At 32.9% G+C, this 12,147-nt stretch carries 13 protein-coding genes; 6 read left to right on the forward strand and 7 right to left on the reverse strand.

Going from position 1 to position 12,147, the window contains the following annotated elements; genetic code table 11:
- The first annotated feature begins 114 nt into the window (after positions 1 to 114).
- Entirely contained in the window at positions 115 to 723 is a 609-nt protein-coding gene (locus NI467_RS13670) for a plasmid replication DNA-binding protein (RefSeq protein WP_046206307.1), read from the forward strand.
- Between the two features lie 195 nt (positions 724 to 918).
- On the opposite strand, the gene NI467_RS13675 is transcribed toward NI467_RS13670, so the two are convergent.
- The 3 genes from NI467_RS13675 to NI467_RS13685 all read right to left on the reverse strand — a co-directional run bounded on the left by NI467_RS13675 (position 919) and on the right by NI467_RS13685 (position 3,765).
- Positions 919 to 1,788 carry a zinc chelation protein SecC gene (locus NI467_RS13675; RefSeq protein ID WP_253153405.1) on the reverse strand — a complete coding sequence of 290 codons (870 nt, stop codon included), beginning with the start codon at positions 1,786 to 1,788 and terminating at the stop codon, positions 919 to 921.
- On the reverse strand, positions 1,736 to 2,257 hold the full coding sequence (locus tag NI467_RS13680) for a hypothetical protein (protein ID WP_253153406.1): 522 nt from the start codon (positions 2,255 to 2,257) through the stop codon (positions 1,736 to 1,738). Before NI467_RS13680 ends, NI467_RS13675 begins: the two co-directional genes overlap by 53 nt.
- A 389-nt stretch (positions 2,258 to 2,646) precedes the next feature.
- On the reverse strand, positions 2,647 to 3,765 hold the full coding sequence (locus NI467_RS13685) for a Fic family protein (RefSeq protein WP_179991727.1): 1,119 nt from the start codon (positions 3,763 to 3,765) through the stop codon (positions 2,647 to 2,649).
- A gap of 190 nt (positions 3,766 to 3,955) precedes the next feature.
- Here NI467_RS13685 and NI467_RS13690 point away from each other — a divergent pair, with 190 nt between their 5' ends.
- Together NI467_RS13690 and NI467_RS13695 are read left to right on the forward strand one after the other, a co-directional pair.
- Positions 3,956 to 4,456: a hypothetical protein gene (locus NI467_RS13690; RefSeq protein WP_179991726.1), complete on the forward strand. Its 501-nt coding sequence runs from the start codon at positions 3,956 to 3,958 to the stop codon at positions 4,454 to 4,456.
- Between the two features lie 686 nt (positions 4,457 to 5,142).
- Positions 5,143 to 5,823 (forward strand): DUF3761 domain-containing protein, encoded by a 681-nt coding sequence (locus NI467_RS13695; protein WP_253153407.1) that lies wholly within the window; start codon positions 5,143 to 5,145, stop codon positions 5,821 to 5,823.
- A 130-nt stretch (positions 5,824 to 5,953) separates the two neighbouring features.
- Here the strand turns inward: NI467_RS13695 and NI467_RS13700 are convergent, their stop codons facing one another.
- Both NI467_RS13700 and NI467_RS13705 read right to left on the reverse strand, forming a co-directional pair.
- Positions 5,954 to 6,844, reverse strand: coding sequence for a DUF6236 family protein (locus NI467_RS13700; protein ID WP_253153408.1), 891 nt, complete (start codon positions 6,842 to 6,844; stop codon positions 5,954 to 5,956).
- 20 nt (positions 6,845 to 6,864) lie between these two features.
- On the reverse strand, positions 6,865 to 7,902 hold the full coding sequence (locus tag NI467_RS13705) for a HEPN domain-containing protein (protein ID WP_253153409.1): 1,038 nt from the start codon (positions 7,900 to 7,902) through the stop codon (positions 6,865 to 6,867).
- 554 nt (positions 7,903 to 8,456) lie between these two features.
- On the opposite strand from NI467_RS13705, the gene NI467_RS13710 reads away from it, so the two are divergent.
- Entirely contained in the window at positions 8,457 to 8,966 is a 510-nt protein-coding gene (locus tag NI467_RS13710) for a hypothetical protein (RefSeq protein ID WP_046206310.1), read from the forward strand.
- Positions 8,967 to 8,993: 27 nt separating this feature from the next.
- Positions 8,994 to 9,329: a hypothetical protein gene (locus NI467_RS13715; protein WP_046206309.1), complete on the forward strand. Its 336-nt coding sequence runs from the start codon at positions 8,994 to 8,996 to the stop codon at positions 9,327 to 9,329.
- Positions 9,330 to 9,349: 20 nt separating this feature from the next.
- On the opposite strand, the gene NI467_RS13720 is transcribed toward NI467_RS13715, so the two are convergent.
- Together NI467_RS13720 and NI467_RS13725 are read right to left on the reverse strand one after the other, a co-directional pair.
- Positions 9,350 to 9,520 (reverse strand): hypothetical protein, encoded by a 171-nt coding sequence (locus tag NI467_RS13720; protein WP_171249271.1) that lies wholly within the window; start codon positions 9,518 to 9,520, stop codon positions 9,350 to 9,352.
- A gap of 2 nt (positions 9,521 to 9,522) precedes the next feature.
- Entirely contained in the window at positions 9,523 to 9,897 is a 375-nt protein-coding gene (locus NI467_RS13725; protein WP_046206308.1) for a hypothetical protein, read from the reverse strand.
- 1,199 nt (positions 9,898 to 11,096) lie between these two features.
- Between NI467_RS13725 and repM the strand changes: the two genes are divergently transcribed.
- Complete coding sequence (repM, locus tag NI467_RS13730) at positions 11,097 to 11,996, forward strand: replication initiation protein RepM (RefSeq protein ID WP_253153410.1); 900 nt, start codon at positions 11,097 to 11,099, stop codon at positions 11,994 to 11,996.
- Positions 11,997 to 12,147: the final 151 nt, after the last annotated feature.

Here is a 12,147-nt window from a genome sequence, read left to right on the forward strand (position 1 = left end):
CATAAAGTGCCCCAAATAGAAGAATTACTACCTCACCGCTGGAAACCTGAACCCCGTTAAAACTTGGCGATGGCGTTCAGCGGATGCTTACTAATAGACAACCAAAATCATAAGATGAAATCACTATCTGTTATTGAGCTTTCAAAGCTCTACGGAATAACTCGTCAAGCCATTTATAAGCAAATTAATAAAGGTAATTTAAGTAAGAACAGTGACGGTAAAATTGATCTTGCCGAAGCTATTAGAGTCTTTGGTGAACCATCCAGAAATGTAAACAGTTCACAGACAACTGAAACACGAAAGTTGTCAGAAGTTCACCTGCTAGAACAACAGGTTTACATGCTTCAAAAACAGCTTGAACAGGCTCATGAGCGTGAGCAGTTCCAACGTGAGGAACTAAAAGCTAAAAATGATCAATTACACGTTAAAGATGAGCAAATTGAAGCGATACAACGCTTACTAGAAGCTCCGAAAGCTTATATAACTAGTTCTATCGACCCGAAATTAGATATAACAACAGATACTAGGTCAAAAAGTGAGTCGAACTATGATGGATTGACTACTCAACCAAAAGAAGCTCCTGTAGAAGCAAAGATTCAAACTCAGCCTAAACATGACGGATTGACTACTGCTGAGGCCAAACGGGTTACGATCCCTGAACAGGTGGAGACTGAACCCGAAAAAAGAGGCTTTTGGAGCCGTTTTTTTAGACCCTATGATTAACCACGATTGTTTAACTGATATGAACAAAGTTGTGGAACATTGATCAAATAATAGGCGTGGAACGTGAAAAATCATAAAAAAAGCCCAATCGGGTGTGATTGGGCTATAAACTAGAAACTACAGCATTGATTTCTAAGGAAAATTATAACACATTTCGTATAAGGTGTATTATGTTAATTTTAGAAAAACTTACAACTAGATACTATTTGTTAAAACTTTTTTTCCGATTCTAATAATTTCATTTTCTAATTCTGGAGGTAGACTTTTCTCAAACAATATATCGATATGAGGCAACTCAATTTTATCCTTATTAAAACAGCAATCCTTGAATAGAGTCATTTCTTCTTGACACGGACATATAGCATCCTCATCAAGATGGTCAAAATCAGATCTCTTTAAAGTTCTTTTTGATTTAACAGGCACCCATCCATCAAAAGGGTGCTGTAACCTTTCGGAAACATAATCTACAATTGAATAATCATAGTCTATAAGTGGAATGCAAATTTTTTGCATTGGTGTTCTTACAACAGAGATTTCTTTAATTTCCTCAATTTCACCACCAATATGGAAACATAGCTCTCCATTGTAAAGCATCCCTTTTTTATGCTTACATCTATTCCGTGGCTTTACTACTTCCGAACAAATTGAGCATAAATAATACTTTACAGTAAAACCCATACTAAAAAATATTTTATAGGGAAATAATGATTGCCAGTTTTTCACCATTTCTTTATAAAAGAAAACTTTATACTTTTGAGAAAAAATATCGTCAATATTTTTTTCTAAAAGAACTATATCCGTTTCCAATTCAGCCAATAAGGCCCAAGAATCTAAATATTCTTTATTCTTTATTAAAGAAAAAGCTTGTATATAGCCTTTTTTAATTTGAAATATAGTTTTGATTTTCCATAAAAAGTTAGATATTTCCTCACGATTTTCTTTCTGAACAAGTATTAGAAGATCATTAATTTGATCTACTGCCTTATCATACAACTCTAAATCAATTATCTCTTTACTTAACAGGAGGTGATTCAATGCATCGATCAGGTTCATTTCTTTTTTCATCTTTACTCAACTCCTTTACAGTGTTCAAAACTTCATTAACTTTTTCAGCATCACCTCTATATGACACAAGGATGTTTGATTCATTTTTTTTCTCAATAATTATACTGAAATCGACTTCATCACCTTTTTTTGCTTGTAGTTCGTTCGAAATATAATCACCGATAACACCAGTGAATGTTGGAGCAATGATGCTCGTTACTAAAAAAACACCTAACCAATGAGATCTAGAATGCAAAGCTAATTCTTTATAGTCTTCGTCAGTTGAAAATAATTCAACATCTTCTGGACTTATCTTTTCTTGTAAATAAGAAAAGACTTCTATCGTTCCATTATGAAAAGCATCTTTTTGGGTAAAACTAGGGAGGATAAGTACACTAATGTCACGATCTAAAATCAAAGGCTTTTCATTTTTAAAAAATGAAAAATCTAAATCTGTTTTTTCAATTCTAAGTGGTTCTTCTCTAATCATTTCATTTTCCCCAAAATAAATTAGAGTTCATCATATCTATAATTTACATATAGTCCATTTAAAACAATATATTGATGATAAATCAATCAAACCAATAGCTTTAAATTTATTCTAATTTTGCCTTTTCCATAAATTATCCATAATTTCTGTGGTCAAGCCTTGGGGGAAGTTTTGAGCAATGTTGTAAGTTCAGGCTGACATGAATTAGGGACAAATGCATCTATGGCATCCTTGCGAATTTTCATATGATGGGGACATAGAGAGCAGGATGCTCCAGATAAGAATAAGAAAAGACAGCAACGGAAAATGCAGGTACGACAGGAGTCATACCGAAGCAACCAATATGAAAAAGCCCGACAGGATGTCGGGCTTTTTTATTACTGAAATATCTATAACTGAGTATTGATCTGATAGCGTGTATTACGTCCGCCACCTTCTAATTTGACAATGCATTCTTTCTCAAGCAAGTCTGATAAGTGGCGAGTAGCTGTTGCCTTACTAATTTTTGCAACCTTTTGATATTGTGATGCACTGATACCATGTTCAAAACCATTTTCTCCACCGTCTAATAAACGATTGAGAACTTTGCGTTGTCCTTCACTCAGGGCTAAGTTTGAATATTTATGCCAAAACTGACTTTTAAAGAGTGTTCGATTGATCTGCGCTAAGGTTTTTTCAAGGCTATCATTCAATGTATCTAGAAACCAAACGAGCCAATCTGTGATATCAGAATCATTTTTTTGAGTTTGTTCTAATATCTCATAGTAGCTTTTACGTTTATTCAATATCGCAGTGGACATTGCATACAAACGGATGCTCTGTTCATCCATTTGAGCTAAAGCAAGATCTGTAAGTGTACGTGTAATACGTCCATTACCATCATCAAAAGGATGTAAGGTAACAAACCATAAATGGGTAATACCTGCACGTAACAGAGGATCAAGCAATGAATCATTCAGACTTTGATTAAACCACACTATGAATGTATTTAAGCTTTCATCTAGGCCTTCTCTTGGTGGTGCTTCAAAATGTACTTTAGGATAATCCAATCGACCTGAAACGACCTGCATAGGCTCTGATCCACGAAGTTGACCAATGCGTAAACGTTGCATTGTCCAATCTGGATCATTGAAAAGCCAACGATGCCACTGCATGAGACGCTCAACCGTCAATGGTTGCCTAACATCGCTAAGTGCATCTAGCATGATATTGGCTAAACCTTCTGATCGATCTGAGCTTGGATAAGGCTGTTCAAGTGTGACACCTAAGCGTTGAGCTAGAGATGATCGCAATGAAAAAACATTGATGGTTTCATTTTCAATTGCAGATGAAGCTACAAGATTGGCAAGCAGAGTATCTAAAGTGAACTGCTCTTTTGCTAAATCATGCTGACTTTGCCCAAGAAGAATCCCTATTTTTTGATGTATCTGTCTGGTTTTAGGCAAGATAATTGAATCTAGCCATGTAAAATTTGTCCAGTTTTCTGCTTGCCAGATCCATTCCTGCATTTTTAATCGCTCATCTAAAATTTCAGATGATTTGAATATAGCACTTATTCAGCTCAAAATGTGAGCCGAATAAGATTGTTAATCAGCTCATTTTATCTAGGACATTTCTATTAGGGGCTTACAACTGAATTTCGCATAAGGTGTATTATGTTAATTTTAGATAAATTTAAAATATGGATAGTAAATATAAATGTTAACTTTTGAAAATTTAAGATTACCAATGGATGAAGAGTACATAAAGTGGCTAGGAGTTGCTGTTTATTCTTTTGCTTATATGGAAGGAACTGTAATTGATATTTATCGATTCTTAGATGATTCTTTTGCACAAAAGTATTTTAGAGGTGAAAAAGGTATTACATCAGGTTGTTTAAAAAGTCATTTTAAGTCCTTTTTAGATAAAAACAAATCATCTATAGCTTTACCTGTTGGTGTCACAATTCAAGATATTGAAAGAGTATTTGATGAATTTCATGATCTTACTGAAAAAAGAAATGCTTTGATTCATGCACATCCCATCACCTTACCAAGCGGTGGACGTGGTCTAGCATTTCAAACAGGAAAACCCAAAGCAAAAGAAAAAGATGTGTTATGGGAACTGAATGAAATTAAGAAATTTTGTGAAATTATTGAAAACAAAGTCTCTGATTTTTCTAAAGTCGCTGATCCATTTAAAAAAACAATAGAAATTTAGTCCATTTAACATAATAGAGCTTATACGAAGTACACTTGTATATTAATTGAAATATCAATTACTTAAAAAATTAATCCTGACCACAAAACGCACAAAAATCGGCTCTTGTAATAATTTGGTGAGTTTTTAAGCTAATCTGTAACATTTTGCCAGGAAATTTGATCAATAAATGATCAATTCCAGAATCAGTGCCCATTTCATAAGGATCCAGGTTCCAAAACTATCCCCAATTGCTGGGGATAAAATTTAGGCTATTTTGTACGCTTTGGCTCACATAAAACTCGGCCCTTTGCGGCTATCCAGGATAGGTGAATTTTCCTATGATGAAGTCATAGAGAACAGGATGTTCCAAACAACAAGAATAAGAAGATCGCACCAGGAGCGTGAGGTAAGACAGGAGTCATACCTAGCAACCCAATATGAGAAACCCCGGCAGGATGCTGGGGTTTTTTATTATCTAAATTTCATTTAGGTTTATTTTTACTTGTTTATTCTGAATAATCTCACTTTGTATGGTCTTAGATATATAAGTGCAAATAAATTTAAATTAGGATGTGTTTATTTAGCGAAATTGAATATAAATTACTTAGGTTTTTAAGAAATAACTAAGATTTAAGAATGATTTTATTTGACAAAAATAATAAGTGAATAATAATCCATACTATCTAATTTTCAGATAATTTCACATGATAGATATAAACAAAAAAACTTTAAAAAAAATTATATCTATATGTATTTTAACAATTTTCAATATCGGATGCGTTTCATTAGAATCCCAATCAGTAAGTCTAAAAACACAAGATAAAAAACTAACCAGTGAAACTGTACTCTTAGAAGAAAAGGATTCTATAAATCAGCTTTTGCAAAAAGTACCAGAGCCGCTAGAAGTAAAGATTATAGGGTATGTAAATAAAGACCTTCTGCAGATGTTTTCTTCCCCAAACCGATCAGTAGTAGTTAATCATGTAACTAGGGGAACTAGAGTATTAATTTTTGATACATCAGGGAACCTAGCCAATATTTCAGCAGATATTGAATATCCTTATTGGGTAGATTTAGCAAGGGTATGTTTCACGGAAAATTGTTGGAAGCAAGAAAATACACCCACAGTAAAATCATCAGTAAATACACGTAAGACTTCTCCCAGCCTAATTACGCAACCTAAATCCTCTACTCAAAATAAAAGAATCAGTTCAAACCAAGGAAAAGGCTATACAAACGTAGATGGAAAGTACGTTCCAAGTCCTCGGAAAGCAAATAAGCAACCTTCTAATGCAACAGCGAAGTGTAGAGATGGGACTTGGTCTTTTAGCTTGAATAGGAGAGGTACTTGTTCTGGCCATGGTGGAGTAGCTAACTGGCTTTAGAACTTAGAATACTTCTGATTTAAAGCTTATCGTGCAATATGCGTAAAACTTAAAAACCAATAAAAACAGGAACTTTAAGTTCCTATTTTTCAGCTTTGTATAACGTGTATTATGTTAATTTTAGAGAAACTTAAGAATTCTTTTTATATTCAGTAATACTATATTTTTTTGCACTTGTTAAATAATTCAAATTTAGCCCTTTAGGATTTTGTTCTTTATTACCAAAACTTCCAGACCAACCAACTTTGACAAAAGGTGAAGTTACAGCAACTAATGTTCCTAGTGGAATTGTCATTCCTGTCATGGAATCACAGAACAATCCTGCGGGAACATTTTTAACAGCTTCCATAATGCTAGTTGAACTAACATCAAACTCTAATTTTAAGTTGCGTTTCAGCCCCTCTCCAAAACGTTCTTTAAATGATTTATTTAGATCATCAATACTTGCTTTTAACTCGATTCTCATATCAAGTCGCATAGCATCAATATCATCTGAAGTAGCTATTTTTTCATATAAGCTATTGAGAGAAATATGAAGCCTGTTTAACTCATCATGTCTACGATATTTGAACTCTAAAATATCAATTAAGTTAGTATTAGCGGACGGTGTTGGGAGAGCATTAAATAGCTCAAACTTTAAAATATCTTTTTTGATCCGATGGTCAGGATGAATAAATGGTTCTATCCCAAAATGATGCATTGCCCATGAAGTATCCTTTTTTTGAGACTTCATGAAATTTAAGGTTGCATCTAGTTCCTTTAAAGATAGCTCAGGGCCCTTATCAGTCGAAAATGATTGTAAGTTTGTAGTAGGTCTATATAGTATTCCAACAGATTTAAAAATTTCTTCCTGTGGCAACCCTATATATATCAATCTATTAGCTGGGACTACTATATGATCCCAATATAAAGAAAAATACTTCATATCATCTAAAGTAAGCGCACTAGACAGTGAAATACCATTATCTGTGGATGCAAACGAATAAGAAGATGTAATTAAACCTCTTTGAACTTCACCCAAAGTATTTTCCTCTGCAAAATTTAATATCTTCTGTGAGATTTTTTAATAATCCCTATAACATCACTTTTATCACAAACTACTAGAAATTTAACGCGCTCACTTTTAAAAAGCTGATTACTAATAGCAAAACTTTCATTTCCACCACATATTTGGAAATTACTTTTTAATCTCAATGAAGCTAATACATCCTCAATTTTTATATCATTTAAATCAACAATTAACTCACAATCTTCGTTTGATAGAGATAGTACATAAAGTGCTATATCAGACTTTTCAAATACTGATTCAATTTCATCTTTTTTATAAAGAAGAAATGCTTTCTGTGGTAACTGATTTATTGAAAGATTTTCAGAAATAATATGGAAATTAGAATCACATCTATCCTGAAAAAGAGGTCCTTTTCCACCTTTAGAAGATGGTTTTGTACGAAGCATTTCATTAACAGTTCCATAGTGCTGTACCCATTTTCGTATATTTTCTGAGATCATATCTAGAAAATTCAATAATCTAGAGTAAAGATTACTGAGATTGAGATCTAAAATTGGTTCATGGTGAGCAATTCTATTTCTTAAATGATTTAAACTCTCTAATTCTGTTTTTATATCTTTCCTTGAAATGTGCTTAGGAAAAATAGAGTGAAGATTTACCTGCCATAGAGGACGATCATACTCATCGCGAAATAAATTAGACCAGAAGTCAAAAGTCAAAGTCGAAACAATGTCACAATTTTTATTAGTTTTAGCCCTACTAATTGCCTTTTTTAATGAGCCTTCACTGTATTCATTGAGTATGTCTATAAAGTTTTGATTAAAAAAATAATTTTCTCCAAACTTTTGTATGAGGAGCTCATTAATTGTATTTCGAACAGTAACTTCTAGAATTTGAAGAGGAAAAAGGAAAGCCTTAGCTAATCTAGCATTATAAAGATATAGCTCAAATGCATAATCTTTATTAAAACCAGCTCTTTGCAAATATGTTCCAAATCTTTTATCAGATAAATGATTAATGATTTCTTGACCATCATTAAGATATGTAAATGGAACTTGACTTTGAGCCATTAAAGTACCTAAAATGTTTATATGTTGACATACCTTCAAGTATATCAACACAAAAAAGTAGTTGATATATAGACATATTTCTATAGTTGCCCCTCTGTCATATTGACACGCGCTATCAACAAAAGATTAGAGCCCCGAGACAGATCTAGTATCCCTCTCGGGGTTTCGCCTTTTTATAGATCCTAAAATCCTACTTAACATAAAATCTCTTATGCGAAATCTCAGGCAAAAATCCCAACCAAGGGTTGGGAGAGATAAAAATTGACCCTAAATCACGTGGCTAGATAGGTCATAATTATTTTATTAACTTTCCGCCTTGCTTAAGAACAATATATAAAAAATCTAAAATACATAAAACTGATAACACTAAGAATAATGATCGACTTACCAGATAGCCAATTTGTTATAAACATATAATCTAGAGATTGAAATAAAATAATAGTGTTTTTTTTCATTACTTTAGCTATACAAATCTGGTTTTTTATGTCCTTAGACATACTTGAAAAATACTCTATTCTTATGACCTTTTAAAATCTAATTTGTCTGAGCAAATCATGAAAATATTTTTCCTTACTTTAGTTGCTTTAGCTTTAACAGCATGTTCCAAACCTCATGATAAATATGTTGGTTACTGGCAACTTGAAGATACAAAATATCCAAAAGTTTTAGAAATCTATAAAGAGGGCAAAGAAACTTACATCGTAAATGAGAATATTCTTTCAGAAACTGATTGGTTTGGAAATAAAAAATCAGGAACGGTTTTAGAGAAGAAAGAAAAAGAACTTGGTGTGAATAACGGTTTAGCAGTTATCACATTCAACTTATCTGATGATGGAAAAACACTGCGAATTAGTAATCAACGCTATACCAAAATTAGTGAAGATGATGCAAAACAGATGATCACACATAAGAAAAACTGCGAAAGCTTAAGATTGAAATATAGAGAGGAAGCTAAAGCATTCAATATTTTTGCGCGAGATGCTCAAAAAGTCGAACAGGATAAAATTAAAGATAACTATCGAGAGCTCCAGAAAGAAATTCCTAATTGTAGTTTTGGAATCTAACTTATTTAAATATATTTAGGAAAATTTATGAAAAATTTCAAATTTTTACCATTGTTATTTGCATCTCTTTTTGTAGGATGCGGCACAGTCGGAAATATGGTCATCCAGGATCAAACTTTAGAACAAAAGGCAGCTTTTGCTTTAAATACAACTTCAGACAAAGTGACCATATCAAGTAGAGAAGGATCTATTGATGGCACGATAAACTTTGTAGCCACTGTAGGAAAAAAATCACATCAATGTTATATCACAACAGTTGGAGGAGCTATTAGTTCCCAGGCAGTTTGTTCGGGTTCTAATTCTGTAAAACAAAGTAGTGATAAGCAATGTAATGCTCTATTGAAAGCAGCAGGCCGCTGTTAATTTTTATGCAAAGGCTCAGGTTAATCCTGAGCTTTCTGTTCAATCTTATCATTGGCAGAGAACATACCTGGATTTGTAAGCCTGATATTTTCCTGACAACTTTCACACAGCATCAACCCGGCAAAAAGCTGTACATTCTGTCCATTTCCACAAAGCGTACATGGTTTTAAAAGTTGAATAATATTGTCCAAAATTAAGATTCCTTAGAAGAAAAGTTTTGTTCCGCATAATTAGCGGCCTTAGCTTGCATACTTCTAATTTCGTCTTTAGAAGCACCATTTTTCATTAATAACCATAAAAGCATCATGTATGTACTACTAAAATCCTCATAGTATTTTTCAGAAAAATTATTATCTTCCTCAAAATCATCTATTCGCTTTTCTAATCGATTCACCAGATCCTCAATACGATCGGCTTGCTGTTTAACAGCAATAGATTGAAAATCATTGGTCAAAATTTTACTGAATAATTTACTGGTTCTAATTCCTTCTGAATTAGCCAATTGATCGTAGAATTCTGCTACTTGTGGATCTAACCTGACTGCATAAGTTTTGACTTTTTCGCCCATAAATTACACCTCTTATTAAAATTAGATTTTGTACAAAATTAAAATTATATAATTCAAACAATTAAAATAAAATAATAGATAAATTACGTACAAACCTATTTGTACAGGATTAATTTATTTTAAAACAAAAACTTATTTAAATATAATACTTTTTTTTATGTACAACCATGAGTACATAGTTTTTCTTAAATTTATCAATAATTTATATAAGAAAAGCGTTGTTTTAATGTACAAATACGAGCACAGCATAAAAAGTAGATAATTCAATTACTTATTCTAAAAAAAGACCATTTTTCTGTACACGTTTCTAAGACATTGAAAAGATGCTGAAACCCTTGTCCTGTAAAGCTTTGAGGGCTGTCATCGTTAGATGCGTGGTGTGTGACAAAAAAATCCCGGCATGTGCCGGATCCTGGATTAGAAAATTGGCTAAAGTGACGTAGGGCTAGTGCTTGGTTTTACATGGAAAAAAAGTATTTATTTCTTGATTTAGAAAAACGTAAAAAATCAATTTTTTGTCCATTCATCCAGGTTAAAAGTTTCAATCCAAAACTTTAATTATGAAAAGCTTCACAGAAAGCGTTCAAATGCGATTTAAGAGCCTTTACCTAAAAAACATAGATCTCTAGCGAAAAACAGAAAACAACTCAAAAAACGCAAATGAGAGCGAAATAAAGAGGGATTTTGACTTTAGATAGATGCATAGAGCGAGTGTCTACGAGCGAACTATCAAAATTTGCGCCTAGACCTTCTGAAAAACATTTTTTGCCCTCTTTAGTCTAAGAAAGTGTAAGTTTTATGCAGAAATTTGCTCTTGGACCGAGCGTAGCGAGTAAAAAAGTTTTATGAGCGTAGCGAATTCCGAGTTGCTTTTGCTTTCTCTTAAAGTCACGTAAGTATTAACCAAAAAATTGCCCCAACGAACTGAGCGAAAGCGAAGTTCAATAGAGTTTGAGCGAAGCGAAAACCAAGGGCAATTTTTCAATTTGCTCTTTTTAAATATATTTTAAATCTTTTAAATCTTTTAGGCTATCTGAAAGGCTTTAACAGAAAGGCTTTCAGCTACTAAGTATGAGGGATTGACTACCAACTATGAGGGATTGACTACCAACTATGAGGGATTGACTACTTAACTATGAGGGATTGACTACCAACTATGAGAGAATTATATTACTCATAGTTAATTTCTTGAAATAAGAATGATGAGTACATCTAAAAAAGAATTGGTAGTTAAATCAAATCAAGTAATTGAGGCTTCATATCAACTGAGCTCAACAGAACAACGGATTGTCTTAGCAGCTATTAGTAAGATTAGTCGGGCTGAAGATATTACCGATGATGAAATTTATCGCGTAACTATTGATGATTTAAAAAAACTTGGGGTTCATGAAAAAACAGCTTATAGAGATCTAAAAGATGGTGTAAACCGCTTATATGACAGATCAATCAATTTAGCTATTGATGATGAATCAATCAAAATGAGATGGATTCAATCCATACGATTTTTAGAGAGTAAAAGTGTTGTAGGAATTCGGTTTTCTAAAGAAATTTTGCCGTTCATTTCTAATCTAAGCCGTGAATTTACTAAGTACTCTCTATCTGACATTGCTGGTATGAGTAGCGCATATGCTATTCGTATTTATGAGCTATTAACGCAATATCGCTCCATAGGAAAACGAGAGATTTCCATCGAAGCTCTAAGAGGTATGTTGGAGTTAGGGAAAAGATATCCATTGTCTGCTGATTTAAAGAGATGGGTTATTGATACTGCTGTAGATCAAATCAATGAACATAGCCCTTTAAATGTATCTTACGAGCAAATAAAGACAGGTCGAAAAGTCACACACATTCACTTCGCGTTTAAAGAAAAATCAAAAAGTATTGAGCATAAATCCAAACAGAATAATTTTTATAAATTGACAGATTCACAAATTAATATGTTCGGTAATCAGCTTTCACGCTTACATGAAGTATCTCACCTAGCACAACAAGGTGAAAGTTATGACGATTTAGCTATTAAAATTAAGGATATGCTGCGAGATCCAATCCAACAAAAACAACTTATTCCTCATCTTAAAAATTTAGGTTTTAAGGCATAAAGATCAATTGTATGTGTAGCGGTTGACTACTTGTTAATGTATCTTAGTTTACATAATAGACGTAAGCGTCCGCTGAACCCCACTTTTTCTAACTCATTAATACCGCGATAGTGTCCACTTAAATTTAAGTGGACACCTATTTATGGATTTA

Source organism: Acinetobacter sp. S4397-1 (assembly GCF_024129285.1).
In the GTDB taxonomy this organism is placed as follows: domain Bacteria; phylum Pseudomonadota; class Gammaproteobacteria; order Pseudomonadales; family Moraxellaceae; genus Acinetobacter; species Acinetobacter lwoffii_C.